Below are 25,274 nucleotides of genomic sequence, written 5' to 3'. Positions count from 1 at the left end.
GCTCGTCAGGCTCATAACCTGAAGGTCACAGGTTCAAATCCTGTCCCCGCAACCAGTTCCAGCATAACTCCCTGAATATCATAATATAATAATCAGTTACGCCGCCTCACGGTGGCCTTTGGCATTTAGACACCCCCGAGAAAGGGGAGTGATTTCACTATGGCTTCATTTCAATTGGCTGCGCGACTGGTAACTTTTCAGGAAACAAGGGCTTGTCCTTCCAAAGGTTTCCGCTTGCCGTTCTTGCATAGCCGAGCTTGTAGACCGTGCGCATGTAGCTCGTATTGAATGGATCGGTTACGTCATAGGGGATCTGCGTATCGATCGACGCCATATGGACCCGGATGCCGGTCTTTTGGGCATAAAGATAAGTCGCGACCAGCGCGCTGCGTGTCTGCGCCCTAATAAGAGCCGAGCTCGCTCTCGCCATCACGGCGAGCGTATTGTTCGTTGTCGTTGAGAATTCCGGGATGAGCGTGTTGTTGACGATGATATACATGTTCACCTTGGTGTTCTTGGGCCACGCGCCTTTCTCGGGATCGGCCATCCATCCGTCCGGGATCGTCAGGATAGAGGAGGCCGAGCCGCCATCGGAGTGCATTTCCTCAAATTCCTGCCCGCCGGATTTCGCCTTGATAAGCACCGCTGGGAAGATGCCGGGCATGCTGGCCGATGCGATGATGATATCCTGGAAGAGCTTCAGCGCATCGGGCCGTCCGCTGTCAGCGATGGCGCCCATATTCCAGATCACCGCTCGCAGGGAATCGAGGTTAGACGTCAGAACAAGTAGACGCCGTCCTTTGCGGTGCTCCGCCGCGATTTTTGCCAGTGTTTCGCGGGTGATATATCGCTCGACCATTTTTCGGAGTGGCTCTTGTTTTAGGAGGCTCGGGCCAAGTAGGCCCTTCGGCAGAAAATCCGCGTCGATCAGTTTCTCGGCGACGCCGCTTGTATATAGATCGACAAGAGTGTCGTCATAGGCTGCCCCGAGAAAGGCGAAAGGTGCGATCAGCGCACCCGTGCTGACGCCGCTAACGATATCGAATTCCGGCCTGTCTCCGTTTTCCGTCCAGGCTTTCAGGATTCCGACGCCGAATGCGCCACCGGAACCGCCGCCGGACAAGACGAGATAATTGACTTCCTTGCCGCTCGGAACGGGAAGCCAATCGCTATCTTCAGGAAGCTGCCGGTTCGAATCCGCATATATGCGGATGTTGCCAAAGCCCTCGATGCTGGCCGTTGCCGCGGCCCTCGGCCCGTAGACCACGCGGTCGGGCGCCAGACAGCCAGCAAGAAATGCCAGCATGAAGATTGCCACCAGCCTATCCAAATCTCATCGCCCTGTAATTGTTGGTATGGGCGCTATTAATCCGGACCGGCCATTTGCCTTGGGTTTTGTGTTGTTAAGAGTTGTTGTGCGCTTGGGCGGCAACAGGTGCGGCCGCTTGCGACAAGCGTAATCGCATCTGCTGCGGAACGGCCTGGACCGGGGGCAGGACTATCCTTGCGCACAAGCCATGCGGGGTTGCGTTCTCCAGTATCAGCGAACCGCCATGGCTTTTCACGATTTCGTCCGCGATTGAAAGGCCCAGCCCGAAACCCGTTTTGGCGCTTGAAGTACGCGCCTCGTCAGCTTTGAAAAACGGCTCCAGTACCTTGTCATGGAAGCCGTCTTCAAGCCCGGGACCGTTATCTTTTAAGGTGATGACCGTTTCGCCCTGGTTGCTGGCGCGGAGTTCTATATCCACTACCGAGCCAAATCGCACTGCGTTCTCGACGAGATTGGTGACGGCGCGGATGAGTGCCTTTTGCCTGCATAAATATCCGAACCGCTCGGGGCCGTGATAATTGACGGTATATCCCAGATCGCAAAACTGCGAGGTGATGGTTTGAAGCAAGCTGGATATGTCGACCTTTTTGACCGGTTCCACCGTGGCACTGCTGCTTAGATACCGCAGGCTCTCCTCGATCATGCCAGTCAATGTATCGATATCGATGAGCATCGCTTCCCGCGAGGCGGTATCCTTGGATCGTTCTACCCGCATTCTGAGACGTGTCAGGGGCGTTCTCAGATCATGGCTCACAGCGGTCAGCATTCGCGTACGGTCATCGACCATTTTACGGATACGCTGCCGCATCATGTTGAGGGATGTCGCCAGCGTGTGAAGTTCCTTCGCGCCGCCGACGCTGAACGGCTCTTCCTCCTTGCCGTCGATGCGCAGACGCTTGGCCGCATCGGCAAACCGGACGAGCGGCGATGTAATCATGGTACTGATATAGAGAACCAGAACGATCATCGGCAGCATAAGAATGAGAATCTTGGCAGTGACCTCCACTATCGTGTTAAAAAAGGAGGGCGAGATGTCGGCGCCCGAAAAACCGATGACGAGGGCGCAGCTGGCATCGAGACGCACTGCAAGCGTGCTGCGATGGCCATCGGTTTCCGATCTATTTTCAAGCACAATCGCTTCGAGATCGGCGGGCAGGACTTTGCGAAGTTCATCCGAGATGAGATGATCGTCTGGGTGGGGATGTTCTTCGTCGCTGACGTTACGCCACGGCATGATTTTCATTTCGAGACCGAGCGGTGCGCTCGATCGTATCAAATCCCTGATTTCGACTGCATCTCTGGCATTGCGAAGCTGGGTGATGAGCAACTCAATTTGAGCACCCTTGACCATCAGCGCCCTTTCATTCTGAAAGAGGAACGGCTCCGGTAAAATGGCAATAATGGTTATGATGATCGCCGGAACCGGTATCGCCGCGAACACGATGAATTGCAGGCGTATGGACGCCTTGCGAAAATGATCGATTATGGATTTCATGGCGATGTCGAAACCTCGGGCGTGAAGATGTATCCGCCTAGGCGCACGGTCTTGATCAGCGTCGGGTTCTTATAATCCGGCTCGATTTTCTGCCGGATGCGGCTGACATGCACGTCGATGCTGCGCTCAACAGGGCCTGCGGCGCCGGCGTGGGTGCGGACCAGGATTTCCTGCCGGGTCACCACCTGCCGCGGATTGCGGCAGAAGACCAGCAGCACGTCGAATTCCGCGGTCGTGAGCGACACATGCATGCCTTCGCTGTCCGTCAACTCTCGCGTCACCGGATCGATGCGCCAGCCGGCGAACGTCATGGGTTCCAAGCTTGGCTTCGCCTGCATCGCATAGGACGACCGTCGCAGAAGCGCTTTTATGCGCGCAAGAAGCTCCCTCGAATTAAACGGCTTGGTAACATAGTCGTCCGCACCCAGTTCCAATCCCACCACCCGGTCGATCTCTTTCGTCAGCGCGGTCAGCATGAGAATGGGAACCGTATCGAGGGACCGTATCCTTCTGCATATGCTGAAACCGTCCTCGCCGGGCAGCATTCCGTCCAGAACGATAAGCTGGAAATCCCTCTTCTTAAGGAGACGATCCATTTCAACCGCCGATCCGACCGCCTCGGCGGCGTAACCAGCCTCTTTCATCAGATCGATCAGCATAGCCGCGATATCCCGATCGTCCTCGACGACAAGTATTCGAGCTGGGGTAACGATACTTGATGCCATGATATTCATAAGCTCAGCCATTCATGCCGCCGCAAATCCGAGGAATATCCAGTTCCTCCGGCGCAATGTCAGCAACAATTATGTTTATTTTTGTTGCCGGTACCCTGTCGGGGCAAGACGGTGACATTCGCCGATGGGCAGAGTTGTCTTTAAAACAGCGCCAGTACCGGCAAATTGGGAGTTGAAGCCTGCAGCCAGCCGATGCCGCGGATCAGGGGAATCAAGGCCAGCATGATCAATCCGTCGAGCACCGTCTGCCGCAAGCGGCGTGGATCGATTTCCAACTGGTGGGCATCCTTCCACAAACTCCGGCGCGGTGCGAAACGAGGCACCGAATTGCGATATATCTCGAACAGCACGCCGTGGATTTTGTGTAGGGTGGCCTCCTCCCGCAAAACCACCGGCCAGAAGATCGCATAGGCAACAAGCAAGCCCAGCGCAATGGTAATGCTTCCGGTCTGAAGACCAAGGCCGAGAACGGCGACGAACGAAAACAGGTAGAGAGGATTGCGGGTCACCGAATATGGACCGGCCGTGACCAGGTGATCGATCTTCCGACCACCGATATAGAGCGTGCTCCAGGCGCGGCCGAGAATGGCGAGGAAGACCAGCAGCACTCCGACCCCCTCCAGCGCCTCCCTCTGCCACGAGCCAGGCTCGAAAATACCGGTCGTGAAGAGAAGGGCAGGGGAGAAGAGAAGCAGGGCAAGACGGATCTTCATCTTGCGGCGGGACTGGGTCCGGCCGAGGTCGTGCGTGATGGCGGGCGTGGTGGACATAGTGATTTCCCATGGATGCAGACGGCCTTTTCGCCGTCGATGGGGTTCACGTTAATTTGGGCCGCTGTTATGGTGTGTGTCGTTCGATTGAGTTATGTTAATTCCCTCCGAAAGGCGGTTGATTAGGCGGAAGCAGACGATAATTGCTGCAACGCCGAACACAACGCCGCCCGCCGCCCATCCGCCCAGTACCCCTCCGGACCGTACCATCTGGCACCATACCAGATGAAAGGCAGCACCCCGATTGTCGCGCGGCCCAATTGAAGAGGGTGGCGAGCACCGGATAACCCAGGTTATTGAAGGCCGCGTTTGAGACGAAGAGCGGGCCATTGAAAAGGAAACTTCCCGCCGCGATAAGACAAAAGAATAGGATCAACTGGTGGGCTTCGCCGTGGGCGCTGAAGAGGCCGGATATCTGGTTCCTGAAAAGCGCAAGCAGCAGCCAGACCGTGGCGACATAGACGGTGGAGACAATGAGGGCGTCCCGCAGCGCCTGGCGCACCCGGTCGAAACGGCCCGCGCCGAAATTTTGGCCAAGGATCGGGCCAACCGTGCCGGAAAGCGCGAAGAGCGCGCTGAAGGCTATGGGAACCAGCCTCCCGACCACGGTCCATCCCGCCACGGCTGCATCGCCGAAATCCGCCATTCTAGCGGTGACGAAGGCGCTGGCCGCCGGTGTCGCCAGTTGCGTCAGGACAGCGGCCCCGCCGATTGCCGCGAAGGGGACAAGCGCAGCGAAAAGCCGCTTCCGGTCGGGAATGCTGACCAGCCGATGGATGATCACTACGCCGTGGAAGCCGAGCGCCAGAAGCGCGAAGCGCGACAGCACATTGGCTATGGCCGCGCCCGTGATGCCGAGATTGAACCCGAAGATGAGGAAGAGGTCGAGAATAGCGGTGGCAACGGCGCCCGCAAGCATCACGAACATGGCTCGCCGCGCGTCGCCGGCTCCGCGCAGTATGCCTGAAAAGCTGACGCCTACGGAAAGCACGGGAACGGATGGGATGACGATCCGCAGGTAGGACGTGGCGAGTCGAGCGTTGCGCCGGTTGCGCCCAGCATGGCGGTAAGCGGCCGGAGGAACGGCCACGCGGCGACGGCAATGGCGGTGGTTACCGCGGCCACGATGATCGTTGCCGCACCTCCCATTTCCGCCGCCTCGCCGTGGCTGCCGCGTCCCAGCGCTCGCGCCACCAGCGCCGATGCCGCGATGTTGAGGCCGATGGCAATGGAAAAGCTGAAGAAAACAATCGTTCCGGCGTAACCGATGGCCGCGACGAGCTTTTGCTCGCCGAGCAGGGAGATATAAAAAAGATTGAGCACATCGACGATGAAGAGAGCGATCATCCCGATGGATGCCAGCCCCGTCATCACCAATACATGGCGTATGGTGGGGCCGGTAAGGAATTTTGCGGCAGCCATTCATCCCTCCTTCAGAGCGTTTCATCTGTCACACAGCCGTCCTCGACCGTGATGATCCGGTCGGCAAGGTCGATGATGCGCGTGTCGTGCGTCACCATCACTGTCGATGTGCCGCGCGTCGCGCCGAGTTCCTTTAGCATCCGCACCACGTAAAGCCCGGCGTCCTTGTCGAGTGCGGCTGTCGGTTCGTCGGCGAAGACGATGTCCGGATTCGACACCAGCGCGCGGGCAATGGCGACGCGCTGCTTCTGGCCGCCGGAGAGTTTTTCCGGCAGATAATCGATGCGCGCTTCCAGCCCGAGCGATCTAAGGATATGGACCGCCGCGGCGTTCTGCGTCATGCCATCACCGCCGGGGCCATGCACTTGCAGCCCCATCAGCGTATTCTGCCGCGCGGTCAGGCTTTCGTGCAGATTATGAGCCTGGAAGATGAAGCCGAACCGGCGGCGCAAGGCTTCCTGGGCAGTCTGGCCCGCGCCGTTCAATTCCTGTCCCAGCAGACGGATCGACCCGTCCTGCACCTTGCGCAAGGCTCCCATTAGGGTGAGCAGGGTGGTCTTGCCCGAGCCGGAGGGGCCGCGCAGAATGGTCAGGCTGCCGCGTTCGATCGAGAGGGATGCGTCGAAGATAGCCTGTCTTCGCGTTTCGCCGGAGCCGAACCAATGGTTGACCCCCTGAAGTCGGATGGGTGGTTCTGCGCCAGCTGTCATCAGAACAAATCCGCTGGTTCGGCTTTTCTTAAGCGCAAGGTCGCGAGCGCGCCTGACAGCACGCACGCGATGAACGTGCCCGCTAGGACTGTCAATGCGCGGCCTGATGTCATGCCCAGCGGCAGGCCGGTTGCTTCCCCCATTATGACGTAGACCCCGTGCCCGAGCGCTACGCCCGGCACGAAGCCCATAAAGGCGATGATCAGTGCTTCCTCAAAGACGATGCCGAGAAGGAAGCGATGCGGATAACCCATCGCCTTGAATGTCGCGTACTCCTTGATGTGTGCCGCGACATCCGACGCGAGCACCTGATAGACGATGACGAGACCGACAAAGCCGCCGATGAAAACGCCAATCCCGAATATGATGCCCATCGGCGCTTCGGTGTTCATGTAGTCGAGTTCGTCGGCGACGGCCTCCGCCATCGTGCGTACCTGCACCTGTTCCGGGGCAAGGCGCTGGTCCAGACGATGGGCGACGGCTGCGGCATTCTCGCCCGGTTTGACATCAACGAGGATATGGCTTGGCGTGCCGGTGGTGCGCTGGCGGACGAGCAGTTGGAACGTCTGGTCCGAGACGAAAAGTCCGCCATCGGAGCCGAAATCGCTGCCGAGCCGGAAACTGCCCACGGCCGATACGGCATGGCCGTCGATCTCGAATGTCATGGGCGTCTCTGGCGATATCCGTTCGAGCGCTTCTGTATTAGCGAGCTGTTCGACACCGGTTATCTCGCTGTCGATGAGCGCGCGGCCGGATGGGGCCAGCATGGCGAGTTGGTTCCTGACGGTTTCGCCGGCAAAGGCGACCGCCTCGGGCTTCACACCATAGACGATCAGGCCCTTGGACGCGCCGTCCGGCAATTTCCAATCCACATTGCCCAGAAAAAGCGGCGTGGCGTCGGCCACGGCGGGATCGGCAAGCGCCATGTACATGACCCGCCGCGAAACCACCTGGCCGTTGACGAGCTGCGGCCGGCGCGGCGAAATGATCAGGTCCGCGCGAAACGGCGTATAGGTCGTCTGGATGGTGCTGGTCATCGACGCCACAACGCCGAGCTGGACAAAGACGAGGAGATTGGCGAAGGCAATGCCTGCCACCGCCGCCATCAGGCGCGCGCGATTGTGGGTGAGCTGCAGCCAGCCGACGGGAATGCGCCGGAACAGGAACTGGAATAGTCGCGTCATTCGGCTTCCGTCCTGATCCGTCCGACCACTTCGAGATTGGTATAGGCGCGCGCATGGACGGAGGAAGGGGCATCGAGGGCGACGGTTACGATGACGACGCGGGCGTCGGCATTTGCGGCCGGCTCCGTGGACATCACCGACTGGCGTCCGACGATCTGGCCGATCCGTGTTACGCGGCCCGTCAGGGGCGAGCGTAGCGCTTGCGCGGTCATGCTGACCGTCTGGTCGAGCGCGACCGCCCTGATGTCGGTCTGGTATACCTCCAGTTCGGCGGTCATCCGTTCGACATCGCCGAGCGTTATCACGCCGGTGGCGGACGGCCTTTCGCCGACGCGGGCGTGGATTTCCAGCACGGTTCCCGCCTGCGGAGCCATCACCTTTCCCGAAGCGAGATCTTTATTGGCGCGATCCAGATTGGCCCGCGCCAGATCGACATTGCGCTTCGCCAGCATGATGTCCGATTGCCTGCCGGTTTCGGCACCGCTGAAACGCTCGACCAGCGCAATAGTGCGGTTCAGTTCCGCATTGGCCTTGAGGACGGTCGATTGCGCGTGCTGCAGAAGGGCCTGCGTCGTCACCTGGTTTTCGGCAAGCTTGGTGAGGCGCGCGAGTTCCTGCTTCGCCAAAACCAGCGCCGCTTCGGCCGAGGCGCGGGCGGCGCGCGCTTCGGCAAGACTTGCCACGGTCGAGGCGCGAACCTGTTCAAGCGCCGCTTCTTGGGCGGCGAGGGTGGATTCCGCGCTTTTCTTCGCGGCAAGGAGCTGGGGCAGATTATCCAGTTCGGCGACGACCTGCCCGGCATCGACCCGCTCGCCCTCGGCTACCAGCAATCGTGCAATGCGCGCATCACTCGCGCCGCTGGGAAGCGCCACAGCCAGCGTACCGCCCTCAGGCACGAGGCGTCCGAGCGCCACGACATCGGGTGCGATCTGGCTCTCGTCTTGTTCCGATGTGGTCACGGCAGAGGACTGAATGGGATCAATTCCCGCGAACTTGGGAAACATGCCCATGAGAGACGGTTGTAGAACGATGCTGGCCACCAGGCCAAGACCTACGGACGGCACTATCAGCAACACGCGCCGCCATGCCCCGCTCCGCTGCCCTACAGAGGCGGGCGTCAGAGGCGCTGCCTGTCCCGTGTCGTCCAGCGGCAATGCGATGCCATCCTCGCCCCTCTTACTCATCGGCGTGGCTTTTCTGTTTACGCAATTCACGCTTATTTGCTCTGCACGAGACGCCCTTTGTCGGTCCATGACGGTGGCGCACCGACCTGGGAGGCGGCAAAATCAATGAGTCCGGGCGACCGTCCAAATGCCTCGCAAGCCGCGTATTTCGGCTTTCCGCCGAAGTTGGATTTCAGTTTCTGGCCGGACGGCAGGCTCAGGGGAAATCCCTTGAACGGCGACTTGCCTTTGACGAGCATCTTGGAGAAATCATCGCCGAAGCTCGACGCAAGCGAATAAGCGTCCCCGACTTGCGAAACACGCGCATCGCTGCCGATGAACTTTGCGCCCTTGGCCCAGACCATTGCGCCTACTTGCCTGCCGTCCCGCGCCGTTGCTTCGGCCTCGACGGCAAGCCCGCCCAGTCCCATCGGAATTCGCGGAACGGGATAGGGGCTGACAAAGTTGGCCCCCAGCGACGTGGCGGTGGAGAGCGCGGCGATCGTAGTGTTGGTCGGCGCGATGCGGGCGACGGTGGCACGAACAATGATATCGGCATTATCAGGCGTGTCCACCATTGTGAACCGATCGCTCATACCCACACAAAGGGCGCGCCCCAACGCATTCGCCACCAGCGCCTGATCGGAAGGTTTCTTGACCGACTGCGCGGCAGCGGGAGCGATGGCCACCGGCGCGACATAGGCGGTCTTGGCCGAAGCCAGATCCGCGGGCGCAACCTTGTATTTCGCCTTGGTCATCTTTCCGCCGTTCGAAGTCAATCCGTCATAGGAGGAGAGCGTGTTCGCCTGCTGGAGCGGCACGGAGGCGCAACCGCCCATCATCAAGGCCAGCGGCCACACAAATTGTATGCCGCCAGAGGCACGACGCCGCGGCAAGTTGGTTGCAAAGCCGATTTGGGAGTGTGTCATTTCGCGTTCCTGTTATAAGGACAAGGCGATGACACCCCGTTCTCAGGACTGCACCACTCCCTGCCTGCTGCAGGAATGAGGTCTCACATTCCGTCGTTGGATTGGGTTTTGAAATGTTAAGTGATGTTGGCGAGGCGGTCTCACCCCACCGCTGGAACTTCTTGGTGAAAAGTGTGCGCTCTGAGTTGTCATCTCGATCTTATGGTCCCATCAGCAGCCCCCTAGACAGTATTGTTTATCGCGTGCGTGTCTCTCCTGCCCGCTTCGTTAACTTCGTGCGGCGAGCCGCGTGATGGTGGCCGTCGCCGCGATATTTGAGGTCTCCGCGGTGCCCGCCATCACGTCCGCCCGTGGCGGAGTTCTTGTACGCCGGTGGGCGTCTTTTGCTCTTTCCGCTCTGTTGCAAATGCCTGTTCTCCCTTTTCGGCCCAGAGCTGCCATGCGTGTTCGCCTTGCTCGCTTCTGAGCTTTTCGGCCATCCAAATCAGCGCGCCGAGGATGGTGGCGCGGTTGTCGCCGGTCAGGTCCACAATACCGGCTTTGACGACGAGACCGCCAAGCTCAATGAGATGCCTTGTGCGCCTGCGCCGTTCGACCTGCCATGAACCCATATCATGCCGTGCCTGTGCCGCTTGATGACGATTGCGCGCCGCCCGATTGCGGCGGAGTGCGGCCAGTGTCGCCATCAAATGCCGGAGCAGATCGCCGCGATTTGCCGCGAAAGAATGCGGCTCCGCGCTTTGCCCATGCCTCCTTCTTTCCGGCGTCCTTCGTTTCGGCCAGCACGATCAGCGCCCCGGCCAGTTCCTCAGCGCTGAGGGCGTCGGCCCCGGTGGCGATGACCAGTTCGCCCAACTGCTGCACCTTGCGCGTTTTCAGTTCCCGCCCCTTGTCCTCCAGCGCTTTCAGTTCCGCGTCGAAATCCCGTGGTTTTCGCATTCCCGTCTCCATTGTCACCGTCCTTGTCGATGCAGGCATGCTATTTCAGCGCGCGGCAGAATGCTGTAAGGTCAGTGGGACGGTCTGGCACCGGATAATCCTTCCCGAGATTTTTTCGAGGGAGGGCGCGCTTATACGTCGTTCCGACATGCGCTTTGCCGTGCCATTCCTGGATCGCGATGGCGATCTGTCATCTTCACGTCAAGGTCATTGGCCGCAAGTCTGGCGCAAGCGCGGTGGCGTCCGCCGCCTACCGTTCCGCTTCGCGGCTGCGCGACGAGCGGATTGACCGCGTTCAGGACTTCTCCGCCAAGCGCGGCGTCGTCCATTCCGAGGTGCTGTTGCCGGAACACGCGCCCGAACAATGGAGCGACCGCAAACGGCTGTGGAACGATGTCGAGGCGTTCGAGGTTCGCAAGGACGCGCAGCTTGCCCGCGAGGTGGAATTCGCCCTGCCGCGCGAGATGACGCAGGCCCAGGGCATCGAACTGGCGCGTGATTTCGTGCAAGGCGAATTCGTGGATCAGGGCATGATCGCCGATCTCAATGTGCATTGGGATGTCGGTGAGGACGGCCGGCCCAAGCCCCACGCCCATGTCATGCTGACCATGCGCGAAGTCGATGAAAACGGCTTCGGCAAAAAAGTGCGCGACTGGAACCGCACGGAAATAGTCGAGGGTTGGCGGGAACGCTGGGCCGAGCTTGCCAACGAGCGGTTGGTGGAACTCGACATCGACGCGCATCGACCAGCGTAGCCTTGAAGCGCAGGGCATCGCGCTGGAGCCGCAAAGTCAGATCGGCGCGCCCGCGCAGCGCATCGAGGGCGAAGGGGTTGAGGCGGCGGACCGTGCGGAACTGCACCGCGAGATCGCCCGCAACAACGGCGCGCGCATCATCGCCGATCCGTCCATCGCCCTCGACGCCATCACGCATCAGCAATCGACGTTCACGCGGCGCGACATGGCGATGTTCGCGCATCGCCACAGCGACGGGATCGGCCAGTTCAACGAGGTGATGGGCGCGATGGGCAATTCGCCCGAACTGGTCGAACTCGGCAAGGATTCCTTCGGCAACGACCGCTTCACCACGCGCGATATGATCGAGGCCGCACAGCGCCTGCACTACGCGGCGGAACTGATGGCTGAGCGCGAGCGCCATGCGGTGAATGACGCGGATCGTGAAGCGGCATTGGCCCGCGCCGAGCAACGGGGCTTATCCTTCCGGCGAGCAGGCTGATGCGCTGGCGCATGTCACCGATGGGCATGGTCGTCGGCTATGCCGGGACGGGAAAGAGTGCGATGTTGGGCGTGGCGCGGGAGGCTTGGGAAGCGGCGGGCTATAAAGCCAATGGATCAGGACAGAGGTTCCGCATCTGCGCATCGTGGACGATGAGCTATGGAACGCCACCCGTGCGCGGCAGAAGCAGATATCGGAAATCTTCGGCCCCAATCCAGCCAATACCCTGGAAGGCCGCATGAAGCGCGTACGCCAGACAGGTCGTCCCGTCCATCTCCTTTCCGGCCTTCTGACCTGCGGTTGCTGCGGTGGCAAGATCGGCATCATCACGCCGAACCGCTATGCCTGCCTCAATCATCATAGGCGCGGCACCTGCGACAATGGCCGGACCATCACCCGTGACAAGATCGAGGCCCGCGTGCTGACCGGCCTGAAAGAGCGGCTTGTGTCCAGCGAAGCAGTAGCGGAAGCTGTCAAAGCCTATGTGGAAGAAATGAACCGCCTCAATCGCGACCGCCGCACAGGTGCAGACCGATCAGAAGGCGCTTGCCAAGATCGAAAAGGCCATTGCTGGGATCATCGCGGCTATCGAAGACGGCATGTATCAGCCGAGCATGAAAGCGCGCATGGATGAGCTTGAACGGCAGAAGGCCGAAATTGCCGCCCGCATGGGCGAAGCGCCCGCCGATGTGCCGGACGTTCATCCCAATATCGCCAATGTTTACCGGCTGCGGGTAGAGCGGTTCATAGACGCTCTGGACGATCCCGATGGCGGGCGGCAGGCAGCGGAGGCGCTGCGTTCCTTGATCGGGGAGATCATTCTCACTCCCGGCCAGAAGCGCGGTGAGGTTCATGCCGAGCTACGCGGCGAGTTGTTCGGCATGCTCGAATTGGTCAGAGGCGAGGATTATCATAGGCTGGAGCAAGTTATGTTGACGGCCAATGCCTGCCCCCGCAACCAATAACTCAAAAACATCCCACAAAGCACAGCCCAACAAGCCAAGTAGCAAGCAACCAGCAGTAATCCAGCTCTATAAGCTGCCAAGTTGCGACACATCACCAGTAACCCCAAAAGACTTGCATAAGAGAACAGTTGACATTTTAATTCTGGATTACGATCCTTGTGGTTCACAACCATAAAGGGAACCCCATGAAATTTCTCAAGAACGTCCAGTCGTTGGCGGTAGGGGCCATTGTCGGTTCACTATGTTTTGCCACTGCTATCGCTGTTGCACAGACACCAGCCTTCTTTCGCATAGGCACTGGCGGGACAGCCGGTACATATTATCCGATTGGGGGTCTGATAGCGAACGCCATATCCGGCGCTGGCGACAAGGGCGTACCGGGATTGGTTGCCACTGCCGTTTCATCCAATGGCTCCGTCGCAAATATCAATGCAATTCAAGGCGGAGCTTTGGAATCAGGCTTTACCCAGTCCGATGTTGCCTATTGGGCGCATAGCGGCACGGGCCTTTATGAAGGCAAGAACAAAGTAGATGATCTGAGATTGATCGCAACGCTCTATCCTGAAACAATCCATTTGGTGGCCAGAAAGGATGCAGATATAAAGTCTGTTGCCGATCTGAAGGGTAAGCGCGTTTCATTGGACGAGCCAGGATCCGGAACAATTGTGGACGCACGTATTGTGCTTGCTGCATATGGCATTACCGAGAAGGACATTAAAGCCGAACACCTGAAGCCCGGTCCGGCAGGAGATCGTTTGCGCGATGGTGCATTGGATGCCTATTTCTTCGTGGGCGGTTATCCCACGGGAGCTATATCCGAACTGGCAACCTCGAGCGGTATCTCGCTTGTACCGATCAACGGCCCCGAGGCTGACAAGCTGTTGTCGGAAAACAGCTTCTTTGCGAAAGATACGGTACCGGCCGGTGCCTATAAGGACGTTGCCGAAACAGAGACGATCTCAGTTGCTGCCCAATGGGTAACGAGCGCAAAACAACCAGAGGAACTTGTCTATAATATTACCAAGGTAATGTGGAATGACGCTACCCGCGCATCACTTGATGCAGGCCATGCAAAGGGAAAGCTGATAACCCTGAAAAATGCAACGACCGGACTTGGAATACCTCTTCACCCAGGTGCCGAACGCTTTTACAAGGAAGCAGGCGTTCTGAAATAGAACGGACACTTCAGTTGCTGCGCATGCGGCTTTAAGCCGTATGCCATGACCTGCCACAGAAAATGCGACGGAGCACGGGATGCCCATTCCTTCGGCTGAGAGACCACCTTTATCTCCAATGGAGCTGGACGAGGCCAAAGCACGGGAACTTGAAGAACAGTTCGATTCTGAGATTCGGTTTCGGCCGCTTGCTCCAATCGCGGCGCGGCTCGTCGGTGGGCTTTTGGTGGCACTGTCGCTCTTCCACTATTATACGGCTGGTTTTGGCCTTCTTTCTGAAATGGTGCACAGGGGCATCCATCTGTCCTTTGTGCTTGGTCTGGTTTTTCTGGTTTTTCCCTTCTCCCGCAAAGGTTACGACAAACCAGTTAGCGCTTCACTGTGGCGCCCGCTCGGTATTTCTGTACTAGACTGGCTTCTCGCTATCGGCGCGGTAGTCGCGGTTGCGCATGTTCCTTTGATACCGCTCGATGATCTAGCATTTAGAGTAGGCAACCCAACGAAGACAGACGTAGTCCTCGGAGCCCTGCTTATTGTGGTACTCCTTGAAGCAACGCGCCGCTCCGTCGGATGGCCGCTGCCAATCATCGCGCTTCTGTTCATGGCGTATGCGCTATATGGGCCCTCAATGCCTGGCATTTTGATACATCCGGGTGCAACCGTTTCCCAGCTTGTCGATCACCTATATCTGACGACGCAAGGTATTTACGGTATCGCCCTCGGTGTCGTCGCCACCTATGTCTTTCACTTCGTGCTTTTTGGCGTATTCGCTACACGAATTGGTCTCGGGCAACTTTTTCTGGATTGCGCGGCGTGGGTTGCCGGCCGCTATGCAGGTGGGCCAGCGAAGGTTTCGATTTTTGGCTCGGCGCTTTTCGGCATGATCTCCGGTTCCTCCGTCGCCAATACCGTAACGGTTGGTTCGTTGACGATACCCGCAATGATCCGTCTCGGATACAAGCGGCACTTCGCAGCCGCCGTAGAATCGGCCTCCTCAACAGGTGGGCAAATTACGCCACCCATAATGGGTGCGGCGGCTTTTCTGATGATCGAATTTTTGGATTTACCCTATACAACGATCATTCTCGCCGCGATTGTGCCTGCATTTATGCACTTTTTCGGGGTTCTCGTTCAGGTACATTTCGAGGCAAAGCGTACGGGTCTCCGCGGTATGCGGGCCGACGAAATGCCTGACTTAAAAGAAGCCTTCAAGAGGGATTGGCCGACGGTCATTCCACTCATCGTCCTGATAGGAATACTTCTGGTAGGATATACGCCCTATTTGGCAGCTTTCTGGGGCATAACGCTGTGTATTCTCGTTGGTCTTTTTAACCCGCGCAGAAGAATGTCGGTGAGCGAGGTTCTGGAAAGCCTTCGCGATGGAGCAAAATATGCACTGGCAGTTGGGGCCGCCGCTGCCACGGTCGGTATAGTCGTTGGTGTCGTAACCTTAACCGGCGTCGGGTTCAAAATATCGTTCATCGTCACATCAACAGCTGCAGAAATGGCAAGCTGGTTCGGTACCGTGTTGCCAACGATGATGTTCGCCCCCCAGTCCCTAACGCTGCTCTTCACGCTCGTCATGACCGGCATTGTTTGCATCCTTATGGGATGCGGAATTCCGACCACTGCCAATTATATTATCATGGCGACCATTGCGGCCCCAGCACTCGGAATACTTGGCGTTGAGCCGATAGTGGCTCACTTTTTCGTCTTCTATTACGGAGTTCTGGCCGACATTACACCGCCAGTCGCGCTGGCGGCCTACGCTGCAGCTGGCATGGCGGGCGCAGATCCGTTCAAAACAGGAAACACCGCGTTCCGGCTAAGCATGGGTAAGGTGTTGGTACCCTTTGTCTTCGTCTTCTCACCATCGCTGCTGTTGGTTACAGCCAATTTTACCTGGAGCGCTTTTTTCACGGCCTTCCTTGGCTGTATGCTCGGAATAACCTGTCTCGGCGCTGCACTGTCCGGCTTTATGCTGGTCCGGACAAAATTATGGGAGCAAGTATTGCTTATCCTTGCAGCAATCCTGCTCGTAGTACCGGAGCTCTACTCCTCCCTTTTCGGGGCCTTGCTGATCGCGCCCGTGCTCGTAAGGCAAATGAGAGATCTCAAACGATTGCCTCCCATGCCAGTTTCTGGTTAGCATACGCGCTCACGCGTAGCAGGACTGGCTACAATTCATGCTTCTTCTTTGCCTGCAAAGTAATTGGCGAGCAGCGCTCCGGAAATATTGTGCCATACGCTGAAGATGGCACTGGGAACTGCGGCAACCGGAGAAAAATAGCTGCTGGCGAGTGCGGCGCCCAGGCCGCTGTTCTGCATGCCAACCTCAATGGCAATTGCCTTGCGTTTCGACAAGGAAAGCCCGCTGGCTTGGGCCGCAAAAAAACCGAGCAGGTAACCCAGTCCATTATGAAGGACAACGACTGCAAAAATCATGAGGCCAGATTGGAGGATGGCGCCCTTGCTTGCACCAACCACCGCTGCAACGATCAATACAATGCCCACCACGCTAACGAGAGGCAGTACCGGCACCGCCGATTTGACAATCGATGGAAGAAGTCTTTGCACCAGGAAGCCCAACGCCAATGGCAACAGGATAACCTTAAGAATGCTGATAAACATGGCCGTGGCGTCAACGGGTAGATATTGACTGGCAAAAAGCCAAACGAGAAATGGCGTGACAAGGGGTGCGGTCAATGTTGTGACGCTTGTGCAGGCAACGCTCAGTGCAACGTCGCCCTTGCTCAAATAGGTCATAACATTGCTTGACGTGCCGCCAGGACAACATCCTACCAAAATGACGCCGGCTGCAATTTCAGGGGACATGGGAATAATTCTAGTCAACAAAACAGCCAGCAAGGGCATTATGATGAACTGGGACATCACGCCGATAAGAACTTCAAAAGGACGTTTTCCTACTTCCTTGAAATCGTCCAATGAAAGGGTAAGACCCATGCCAAACATGATGATGCCGAGCAGGGTTACGATATAAGGTGTCAGCTGTTTAAATGTATCGGGAAACAGAAAGCCGAGAACAGCAAATATTATGACCCATAGCGCAAAGGTCTTGCCAATGAATGCCGAAAAATTTGCAAGAATCTTCAAGGTTGCCTCCCGTGATCTGAGCGAAGGCGTTTAGACGTGGAACGCGTTAAGTTCAATACATCGAGATCACAATTTACAATATTCAAAGGATGAAAGCAGATTCTGACCCAAGCGGGGTGGCGACCGGCACCGAGTGCCGGGTCGCCTTGATTATTTATTTACCTGATGCCTGAGCCGTATAAACATAGCTATCATAACTATATTCGGCCACGCGGAACCATTCGAAAGATTCATCACGGAATTTCTTCCACGCAGGATATATTTTAGCCCATGCAGGATTACTGGCGTTGTATTCTTCATACAACTCGAAGGTCGCCTTGTAGGCAGCATCCATCACATCGCGTGGAAGAGGACGAAGTTGGACGCCCTTGCCCACTAGCGAGCGAATGGCCGTTGTGTTCTTTACATCATACAGCGCCTGCATGTTGATGTTGGCTGCTTTGCAAGCAGTGTCTAGCGCCACTTTATATGGTTCAGGCAGTGCCTCATATTGGCCCTTGTTGATGTAAAAATGGATAGTCAGTCCGCCTTCCCAGTAAGCTGGATAATAATAATAGGGTGCGATTTGATAAAAGCCCAGGCGCTCGTCGTCGTATGGGCCGACCCACTCGGCGGCATCGATCGTGCCACGCTCCAGAGCAGGATAGATATCGCCTCCCGGGAGCTGCTGAGGCACGACGCCCAGCCTTGACATCACTTCCCCGGCCACGCCTGCAATGCGCATTTTGATGCCCTTAAGATCGGCAACGCTGTTGATCTCCTTGCGGAACCAGCCTCCCATCTGGGCGCCGGTACCGCCGCCGGGTTTCCCGACAACGCCGTAATCCGCGAGGAATTCATCGTAAAGTTCATTGCCACCACCATGATAGAGCCACGCGTTTTGTTGTCTTGCGTTCAAGCCGAAAGGAATTGTCGAACCGATAGCAAATGCTGGATTCTTGCCTGTAAAATAATATCCACATGTATGCGCGATCTCGACCGTGCCTCCCTTGACGGCATCAAGTGCCTGTGCGCCAGGGACCAGTTCGCCGGCTTGGAAAACTTGAATTTGGAATCTACCTTCCGTGATCTTGGACAGCGCCTCTGCCATAACAACAGCGCCGCCATAAATAGTATCGAGATTGTTTGGAAATCCTGAGGTCAGGCGCCAACGCAACGTGGGCAATTCCTGTGCGATTGCTGGAGCGGCAAGAGTGGCCGCGGCCGCCGTGGCAGCGCCGCCAATTGCTGTTTTAGTCAAAAAGCTTCTGCGATCTATTTTATGTGTCATGATGTTCCTCCTGGATTTTGCAGATGTTTTTCACAAACGCGCTGCCAATGAATTACTGGGGAGCGTTGGCTGGTGGTTTGACGGGTTGACCAAAACTTGGCGTGGGCGAACCAAAGGCAGGGGGCGATGGGGCTTGTGGCGAGGGCGCTTGGCCACCGAAAGACGGGGCAGGTGCGCCAAATGGTTGAGGCGGCGTTCCAAATGGATTTGTAGAACCGGCACCGGGCATAGGAACATTCAATTGGATACTCGCCGGATCAACCGCTAGCGCATTGGACTTGTAGTGGGTCACAAGCTGTGGAAACACCATGACGAGTCCGACCATCGTCAACTGAATACCGAGGAAGGGCAGTGCTCCCCAGTAAATCTGTCCTGACGTGACGGGCTGAATTGTGGCTGCCGTAACCCTGTCCTTATAGGCGCGCGACGGTGCCACCGATCGCAGATAAAACAGCGAGAAACCGAACGGCGGATGCATGAACGAGGTCTGCATGTTGATCGCCAGCATGACGCCGAACCATATGAGGTCGATGCCCAACGCATCAGCGACCGGTGCCAATAGCGGGATGATGATGAACGCCAATTCGAAGTAGTCAAGAAAGAACGCCAGGAAGAAAACTAAAAGGTTAGCGATGATTAGAAAGCCAATGACGCCGCCGGGCACGGACGTCATCAGGTGTTCAACCCAGATATGGCCGTTCACACCATAGAAAGTAAGCGAAAACACACGCGCGCCAAGCAAAATGAAAATAACGAAAGAAGAAAGCTTGGCTGTTGCATAGAGCGCAGACGTTATCATCGGCATGTCTAACCTTCGATTGAGGCCAGCGAGTGCCAAAGAACCCACTGCTCCCATGGCTCCGCCTTCGGTCGGGGTTGCCAGACCGATAAATATGGTCCCCAGGACCAGAAAAATCAGCACCAGCGGAGGCACCAGAGACGTTATTACCTTTTGAAGTAGCTTCCACCCGCGCAAGGTTCGTGCCTCGGCAGGCAATGCGGGCACTCGTGTCGGATGAATGAATGACATGACAATGATGTAGGCCGAATAGGCGGCGACAAGCATCAATCCGGGGACCAATGCACCCTTATACATGTCCCCTACGGATCGGCCAAGCTGGTCGGCAAGAATGATCAACACAAGGCTTGGGGGAATGATTTGAGCCAATGTTCCCGACGCTGCAATAGTGCCTGCCGCTACGCGGCGATCATATCCATAACGGAGCATGATTGGCAGCGATATAAGCCCCATGGAAATAACAGAAGCTGCTACCACGCCTGTGGTTGCTGCGAGAATTGCTCCAACGAAAATGACCGCAAATGCAAGGCCGCCACGGACCGGGCCAAAGAGTTGGCCGATAGTGTCCAGCAATTCTTCGGCCATACCGCTTCGCTCCAGTACCAGTCCCATGAAGGTAAAGAAGGGAATTGCCAGCAAAGTCTCGTTGGACATCTGACCAAATATACGGTCGGGAATAGCGCCGAAAAGATTGATGGGTAGAAGGCCCATCTCAATTCCGACAAAGCCAAAGAGAAAGCCGACAAAGGCGAGCGCAAAAGCCACCGGATAGCCCAGCAACAATACGACAATCAGTGACAGGAACATGATTGGCGCGAGATTTTCCGCGATGATGGCAAACATGATTGTTCCCGGATTAGAGTATAGCAGCGTCAGCGTCGGCAATTGCCACGGCGTCAGGAATGTGACCCCTGAGGATCGCGATGCGTTTTATCAGCTCGGAAAGCCCCTGAAGAGCAAGAAGGCCGAAGCCCGCGGGTATCAACGCCCATACCGGCCACAAAAGCAGGCCGCCAGTATTGTTTGAGACTTCACCGCTGGCTAGTTTTGAAAGAACCACAGGCCAGGAGAGGTAAATCGTGATGAGGCAGAAGGGAAAGAGAAAGAAAAGCGTTCCAAAAACCTCAATCCAGAGTTGCGATCTTCGTTTTATCTGACCGTAGATCAGATCGACCTTCACATGTTCATTGTTAAGCAGAGTGTAGCCGGCAGCAAGTAAAAAGACCGCGGAAAATAAATACCACTGCGCCTCTAGCCACGCATTTGAGCTGACATTGAAGAGTTTACGGGTTGTTGCGTTGATCGCACTGATGAGAACTGCGGCGAGAACAAGCCATGATACCGCCTTGCCGACAAAGGTGTTGATCGCATCAATGGCACGCGACACGGACAATAGTACTGACATTGGCATCCTCCCGTGACCGAGCGCTTCCCTAGCGTGTTCCGGCCTGGCGAACTCGTATGTCGCGATGTCAGTTGGGACAAGCCATCTGAATAAACAAATGGACTTGTCTACCCACTAATGGGTATCCGGACCCGACTGGCTGACGAGTCCATTCTCAATGGCGTAACGGGTCAGACCTGCCGTGGAGGTAATATTCAATTTTTTCTTGATGTTCTTGCGATGCGTTTCAACCGTTGTTGCTGAAATCCCCAGAGCAAGTGCGATATCGCGATTGCTGTTGCCTGCTGCTATCAACAGCAGTACGTCATGTTCCCGTGTTGTTAAAGGCAGCGCGTTTTCGGCAGTTCTGCGCTCAAGCAGTACATCCGCAACGCCAGATGAAAAATAGGTTTTTCCAGTCGCCACAGCTTCGATGGCCGAGACTATTTCGTCAGTGGAAACGTCTTTCAAAATATAGCCAGAAGCTCCGTGCATGACCGAAGTGGAGATATATTCGCGGCTGTCATGCATGGAGAGCATCAGAATGCGGGTATCCGGCAATTGTTCTTTGAACAATTCAATAGCTTCGATACCGTTTATTTGTGGCATGTTGATATCCATCAAGACCACGGCCGGTAGGGTCGATTGCGCGATTTCCAAACCTTCTCGTGCAAGCCGCGCAACACCCACAACAGCGATATGCGGATAGGTCTCCAGCAATGCGCGCAGACCGTCCAAGACAAGGGGATGGTTGTCAACCAATAGTACTTTGATTGGGTGGGTCTTGTTCATGCAGCATTTGCCGCAGGCTTGGATTTCAGCATGGCGGATCTTGGCAGCATAGCAGTAAGAGTGGTTCCCTCGACATCTGATTTCACCAGGAGCAAACCGCCAAAGTGGGCCATTCGCTCTTGCATGTTGCGCAAACCGAGTCCGCCAAGACGCGGAGACTTGTCTTTGCCGGGGGGCTGATTGAAGCCGTTTCCATTATCGGAAACGACCATTTGTATACGGCCAGCGTTCGTGGAAACAATGATGTCAACGCGCGTTGCGGCAGCGTGACGCTCGACATTGTTCAAAGCCTCCTGTGCCACACGATAAAGTGCCGTGCTCGCCTCCGCTTTAAGCATGTTTTTATAATCGATCGACGAAAAATTCGCCTCGATGCCAGTCCGTTCAGTGAAATTGTGCACCAGTGCCTGGAGGGCAGGTGCCAGGCCAAGATCGTCAAGAACACGAGGGCGCAAATCATGCGAAAGCCTTCGAACTTCTTTGATAGCGCCATTAAGTGCTTCGGCTCCGCGGTTGATTGCTGTTGCCGCATCAAGGCTTTGACTGTTAACCTTCCTGCTTGCCAGATCAATCGCATACCGTACGCCGACAAGATTTTGCGAAATACCATCATGTAGCTCCCGGGCAAGTCTGGAGCGCTCTTCTTCCTGGGCGTTGATGACACGTTGGGTCAACTGCTTGAGCTTGCTGTCAGCCAGCCGCCGTTCTCGAAGGTTCAAGAGCATGCAAGTGGCAAAAACAATAAGCACTGCTGGCAAGGCGATAAGGGCAACGGTCCAAAACGTATTGCCGATACTGCTGCGAAGATCAGCTTTGGCCGCGGCAGTTTGGGTAAAGACATCATCCAAATAAACCCCTGTGCCAACCATCCACTTCCATTTATCAAGGCCAACGGCGAATGAAAGCTTGTCGGCCATGATTCCGGCAGAAGGTTTCTCCCATTTATACTGGTGCAATCCACCCCCCTGCTTTGCTTTCTCGATCAGATTGGCAATCACCTGATCACCATCGGGGTCTAGCAACCTGAGCCAATTATGGCCGGGACGGAATGCTTGGCGCGGATGAACAACGTTGTTCCCGTCATAATCATAGACAAAGAAATAACCGTCCTTGCCGTAGTCCAAACCCGTGAGGATAGCCCGGACCTGCTCCTTGGCATTCTCGTCATCCGGGCCAGCCGACTGATAAATGTTCTGAATTGCTGAAAGAGCGAGATTGGTAAGATTGAGTAGTTCGGTTTTTTTTGCATCAAGCATATTGCGCTCAAATGTATCGATACTGCTTTGCACTAGGTTCGTTGATTGCAAGGTTAGCAGTGTCGTTACTGATAATATGGCCAGAACCAGCGGAACAATTGCCAGTGCGACGATCTGATGCCTTAAGTTCAAGGTAAGTATCTCCTTGCCGGAAAATGAAAGACAGTGATGTCTTCGTAACTCACAACAACTGTAACATATTTTCGCAATTGGTAAGTCTTTGACAATCAATAGAAGTTGCTACGTCCGCTGATCATCGCGGTCATTGAGCTGGTTTCGGGCGCCTAAAGCCCGTGTCTACTTGCCGGTCTCGCAGCGAGCACGTCGGCTTGCTTCATTAGACCGCCCCCCCGGGAACTGCGCATTGTGCGGAAGCACATTCCACTGTCGATGTAACGTGGTTGACATGCGGATGGGCTTCTGGTTATTTGCTATTACAAATGTGAATTATTTTCACTTTTGTTGTTTTTAGAAGAGTTCTGGGGAGGAACACCATGCTCAACCGTCGTCGTTTCGTTACGAAAACCGCTGCTTCTGTTTTTACGCTTGCTCTCGCATTTGGTTTGGGAATGCCCGTGCTCTCGGCTCGCGCTGAGGGTTTGAAGATTGGATTTAGCCAGGTAACTCTGCAATCTCCGTTTTATGTTCAATTAAAAACCGGTGCGGAGGCCGCGGCTAAGGCGGGCGGAGATACATTGATATTTCTTGATGCAAACGGTGATGTCAGCAAGCAGAACAATGATATCCAGGATCTGATTACACAGGGCGTCAATGCGCTCATTATCAATCCGGTCAACCCGGATGCGGTCGTTCCATCACTCGAAGCAGCTGTGGCTGCTGGTATCCCGGTGATCACGGTGGATCGTAGCGTTAACGGTACTGGTGTAACTGCTCATGTGGGTCGCGATAACAAGAAAATGGGCCAATTGGTCGGTGAAGCTGTCGTAGCCAGATTGAAAGCGGACGGAGTTGAAAAGGCCAAGATTATTGAAATTCAAGGGGATGCGGGCGGCGCTGTCATGATGGATCGCCGAGATGGCTTTCATGCGGCCCTGGAGGGTACTGGCCACACCATCGTCGAGGGGCCTTATGCCGAATATATTCGCGCCAATGCAGTAACGGCTATGCAGGATCTGTTGCAGGCAAACCCCGATGTTAAAGTTGTCTATGCCCATAACGACGATATGGCGCTTGGAGCTTTGCAGGTACTCAAGGAGAACAACCGGAATGATGTTCTCGTTGCGGGTGTTGACGGCTTGTCTGAAGCGCTGAGCATCATTGCCGATGGTGGCAACTATATCGGTTCAGCTCTCAACGATCCGAAATATCTCGGGGACGTGACGATTCAGGTCGCGCGGGAGGCATCTGCCAAGAAGGAAGTGGCGAAATTCGTCGATGCAGGTTCGACACTTGTCACCTCCAAAAATGTTGCTGATTTCCCGCGTCAGGGACTTTTTGCCGAATATCGCCCGAGCGTTCTCGGTCAGTAATAGCCTCTCCCAAGGCCTGCGGGGCAGGGCACATCCTGCCCCGCGATCTCTTTATCAATTCCAAGGATTACCAGATGCGTGCTGCAGTACTTTATGCCCCAGGCGATATTCGTCTTGAAAATGTCCCGGTTCCACAATTGCTTTCCGGCCATGTGAAAATACGGGTTGCAGCTGTTGGTGTTTGCGGCTCTGACATGCCGCGTATGCTGATCAAGGGCGCACACAAGATGCCGCTCATTTGCGGTCATGAGTTTTCCGGTCATATCACCGAAATTGGCGAGGGCGTTGAAGGTTTCGAAATTGGCGAACTTGTGGCCATTCCACCGATGCTGCCATGCTATAAATGTGACCAATGTCAGCAGGGACAGTTTTCGCGTTGCCGGGACTATGATTATTTCGGTTCACGCCGTGATGGGGCCTATGCGGAATATGTCTGTGTTCCGGTATCCAATTTGTTGAAGACGCCAAAAAATATAGATCCGCGAGCGGTGGCAATGACCGACCCTGCTTCAATTGCGCTCCACGCGATTTGGAAAGCAGGCGGAATGACGATGGGTCAGCGTGGCGGTGTCATCGGTTGCGGTCCCATTGGTCTGTTCGCTATCCAATGGATGCGGCTGATGGGAGCCAGCGAAGTTGTAGCAATCGATGTTTCCGAAGAGAAACTGGCGATGGCGCGGCGTGCAGGCGCCAGGCATACGTTTCTTGCCGGTGCTGAGATTCCAGCTGATTTGCTCTGCGATACAATTGTCGAAGCTGCAGGGCATCCTTCGTCAGTCAATATGGCGGTGAAGTTGGCAGCGCCAAGCGGGCATGTTGTTTTCATTGGGATACCGGTTGCGGAAGTGGCTTTGGAAAACAAAACTTTCCAGCATTTTCTCCGCCAGGAGATATCGCTGCACGGTTCATGGAATTCCTTTGGCTCCCCATATCCTGGTCGCCAGTGGACCGTTACATTGGACAAACTCGGCTCTGGCGAACTCGAATGGGAGTTTATGATCACCCACGACCTTGATCTCGCTGAATTGCCAGGCATGTTTGAAAAATTCCGGACCGACAAATCCATGTTCTTCTCGAAAGTGATGTTCCGCCCATAATGGTGTGGAAAGGGGGGATA

23 protein-coding genes and 2 pseudogenes are annotated in these 25,274 nt (G+C 56.1%); 7 read left to right on the top strand and 18 right to left on the bottom strand.

The features are described 5' to 3' along the window. Window positions 1–157: 157 nt before the first annotated feature. From ACTJI9_RS22380 to ACTJI9_RS22325, 12 genes and pseudogenes are all read right to left on the bottom strand, one after another. Window positions 158–1,318: a patatin-like phospholipase family protein gene (locus tag ACTJI9_RS22380; protein ID WP_440811018.1), complete on the bottom strand. Its 1,161-nt coding sequence runs from the start codon at window positions 1,316–1,318 to the stop codon at window positions 158–160. A gap of 85 nt (window positions 1,319–1,403) precedes the next feature. After that, a complete protein-coding gene (locus tag ACTJI9_RS22375; protein ID WP_440811017.1) occupies window positions 1,404–2,825 on the bottom strand; it encodes an ATP-binding protein in 1,422 nt (473 codons plus the stop codon). Further along, window positions 2,822–3,571 (bottom strand): response regulator, encoded by a 750-nt coding sequence (locus ACTJI9_RS22370; RefSeq protein ID WP_440811016.1) that lies wholly within the window; start codon window positions 3,569–3,571, stop codon window positions 2,822–2,824. The genes ACTJI9_RS22375 and ACTJI9_RS22370 overlap by 4 nt, the downstream gene beginning before the upstream one ends. Before the next feature lie 128 nt (window positions 3,572–3,699). Then, the gene (locus ACTJI9_RS22365) at window positions 3,700–4,329 is read right to left on the bottom strand and encodes a methyltransferase family protein (protein WP_440811015.1); all 630 of its coding nucleotides are present in this window, start codon (window positions 4,327–4,329) and stop codon (window positions 3,700–3,702) included. A 97-nt stretch (window positions 4,330–4,426) separates the two neighbouring features. Beyond that, window positions 4,427–5,257, bottom strand: coding sequence for an MATE family efflux transporter (locus tag ACTJI9_RS22360; protein ID WP_440811023.1), 831 nt, complete (start codon window positions 5,255–5,257; stop codon window positions 4,427–4,429). A gap of 15 nt (window positions 5,258–5,272) precedes the next feature. After that, window positions 5,273–5,676, bottom strand: a pseudogene (locus ACTJI9_RS22355) (MATE family efflux transporter); the annotation flags it as partial. Window positions 5,677–5,762: 86 nt separating this feature from the next. Further along, complete coding sequence (locus ACTJI9_RS22350; RefSeq protein ID WP_440811013.1) at window positions 5,763–6,461, bottom strand: ATP-binding cassette domain-containing protein; 699 nt, start codon at window positions 6,459–6,461, stop codon at window positions 5,763–5,765. After that, window positions 6,461–7,645 (bottom strand): FtsX-like permease family protein, encoded by a 1,185-nt coding sequence (locus ACTJI9_RS22345; RefSeq protein ID WP_440811011.1) that lies wholly within the window; start codon window positions 7,643–7,645, stop codon window positions 6,461–6,463. Before ACTJI9_RS22345 ends, ACTJI9_RS22350 begins: the two co-directional genes overlap by 1 nt. Further along, the gene (locus tag ACTJI9_RS22340) at window positions 7,642–8,685 is read right to left on the bottom strand and encodes an HlyD family efflux transporter periplasmic adaptor subunit (protein WP_440811009.1); all 1,044 of its coding nucleotides are present in this window, start codon (window positions 8,683–8,685) and stop codon (window positions 7,642–7,644) included. The genes ACTJI9_RS22345 and ACTJI9_RS22340 overlap by 4 nt, the downstream gene beginning before the upstream one ends. 176 nt (window positions 8,686–8,861) lie before the next feature. After that, on the bottom strand, window positions 8,862–9,737 hold the full coding sequence (locus ACTJI9_RS22335) for a DUF3313 domain-containing protein (protein WP_440811007.1): 876 nt from the start codon (window positions 9,735–9,737) through the stop codon (window positions 8,862–8,864). Between the two features lie 338 nt (window positions 9,738–10,075). Continuing rightward, window positions 10,076–10,348 (bottom strand): conjugal transfer protein TraD, encoded by a 273-nt coding sequence (locus tag ACTJI9_RS22330; protein WP_440811005.1) that lies wholly within the window; start codon window positions 10,346–10,348, stop codon window positions 10,076–10,078. A gap of 1 nt (window position 10,349) precedes the next feature. Next, window positions 10,350–10,676 carry a conjugal transfer protein TraD gene (locus tag ACTJI9_RS22325; protein ID WP_440811003.1) on the bottom strand — a complete coding sequence of 109 codons (327 nt, stop codon included), beginning with the start codon at window positions 10,674–10,676 and terminating at the stop codon, window positions 10,350–10,352. 179 nt (window positions 10,677–10,855) lie between these two features. Here ACTJI9_RS22325 and mobQ point away from each other — a divergent pair. From mobQ to ACTJI9_RS22300, 5 genes and pseudogenes are all read left to right on the top strand, one after another. After that, window positions 10,856–12,028, top strand: a pseudogene (mobQ, locus tag ACTJI9_RS22320) (MobQ family relaxase); the annotation flags it as partial. A 122-nt stretch (window positions 12,029–12,150) separates the two neighbouring features. Further along, complete coding sequence (locus tag ACTJI9_RS22315) at window positions 12,151–12,546, top strand: recombinase zinc beta ribbon domain-containing protein (protein ID WP_440811001.1); 396 nt, start codon at window positions 12,151–12,153, stop codon at window positions 12,544–12,546. After that, window positions 12,539–12,877, top strand: coding sequence for a hypothetical protein (locus tag ACTJI9_RS22310; protein ID WP_440810999.1), 339 nt, complete (start codon window positions 12,539–12,541; stop codon window positions 12,875–12,877). Before ACTJI9_RS22315 ends, ACTJI9_RS22310 begins: the two co-directional genes overlap by 8 nt. 185 nt (window positions 12,878–13,062) lie before the next feature. After that, window positions 13,063–14,052, top strand: coding sequence for a TAXI family TRAP transporter solute-binding subunit (locus tag ACTJI9_RS22305; protein WP_337355045.1), 990 nt, complete (start codon window positions 13,063–13,065; stop codon window positions 14,050–14,052). A gap of 79 nt (window positions 14,053–14,131) precedes the next feature. Beyond that, window positions 14,132–16,201, top strand: coding sequence for a TRAP transporter permease (locus ACTJI9_RS22300; RefSeq protein WP_440810997.1), 2,070 nt, complete (start codon window positions 14,132–14,134; stop codon window positions 16,199–16,201). 35 nt (window positions 16,202–16,236) lie between these two features. Here ACTJI9_RS22300 and ACTJI9_RS22295 read toward each other — a convergent pair whose 3' ends face one another. From ACTJI9_RS22295 to ACTJI9_RS22270, 6 genes are all read right to left on the bottom strand, one after another. Continuing rightward, the gene (locus tag ACTJI9_RS22295; protein WP_440810996.1) at window positions 16,237–17,166 is read right to left on the bottom strand and encodes a bile acid:sodium symporter family protein; all 930 of its coding nucleotides are present in this window, start codon (window positions 17,164–17,166) and stop codon (window positions 16,237–16,239) included. A gap of 154 nt (window positions 17,167–17,320) precedes the next feature. Further along, entirely contained in the window at window positions 17,321–18,436 is a 1,116-nt protein-coding gene (locus ACTJI9_RS22290) for a TRAP transporter substrate-binding protein (protein WP_307277603.1), read from the bottom strand. A 52-nt stretch (window positions 18,437–18,488) separates the two neighbouring features. Continuing rightward, window positions 18,489–20,078, bottom strand: coding sequence for a TRAP transporter large permease (locus ACTJI9_RS22285; RefSeq protein WP_440810994.1), 1,590 nt, complete (start codon window positions 20,076–20,078; stop codon window positions 18,489–18,491). Between the two features lie 13 nt (window positions 20,079–20,091). Continuing rightward, window positions 20,092–20,640 carry a TRAP transporter small permease subunit gene (locus tag ACTJI9_RS22280; RefSeq protein WP_307277609.1) on the bottom strand — a complete coding sequence of 183 codons (549 nt, stop codon included), beginning with the start codon at window positions 20,638–20,640 and terminating at the stop codon, window positions 20,092–20,094. A 114-nt stretch (window positions 20,641–20,754) separates the two neighbouring features. Next, the gene (locus ACTJI9_RS22275; RefSeq protein WP_307277614.1) at window positions 20,755–21,411 is read right to left on the bottom strand and encodes a response regulator transcription factor; all 657 of its coding nucleotides are present in this window, start codon (window positions 21,409–21,411) and stop codon (window positions 20,755–20,757) included. Beyond that, window positions 21,408–22,799 (bottom strand): cache domain-containing protein, encoded by a 1,392-nt coding sequence (locus tag ACTJI9_RS22270; RefSeq protein WP_440810992.1) that lies wholly within the window; start codon window positions 22,797–22,799, stop codon window positions 21,408–21,410. Before ACTJI9_RS22270 ends, ACTJI9_RS22275 begins: the two co-directional genes overlap by 4 nt. A gap of 362 nt (window positions 22,800–23,161) precedes the next feature. Here ACTJI9_RS22270 and ACTJI9_RS22265 point away from each other — a divergent pair, with 362 nt between their 5' ends. Both ACTJI9_RS22265 and ACTJI9_RS22260 read left to right on the top strand, forming a co-directional pair. Continuing rightward, entirely contained in the window at window positions 23,162–24,157 is a 996-nt protein-coding gene (locus ACTJI9_RS22265; RefSeq protein WP_354346985.1) for a substrate-binding domain-containing protein, read from the top strand. A gap of 74 nt (window positions 24,158–24,231) precedes the next feature. Continuing rightward, window positions 24,232–25,254, top strand: coding sequence for a galactitol-1-phosphate 5-dehydrogenase (locus ACTJI9_RS22260; protein ID WP_440810990.1), 1,023 nt, complete (start codon window positions 24,232–24,234; stop codon window positions 25,252–25,254). Window positions 25,255–25,274: the final 20 nt, after the last annotated feature.

Source organism: Phyllobacterium sp. 22552 (genome assembly GCF_052044585.1).
Taxonomy (GTDB): domain Bacteria; phylum Pseudomonadota; class Alphaproteobacteria; order Rhizobiales; family Rhizobiaceae; genus Phyllobacterium; species Phyllobacterium ifriqiyense.
Note: the sequence above shows the minus strand (reverse complement) of the source record. Positions and strands in the feature narration are given on the sequence as shown.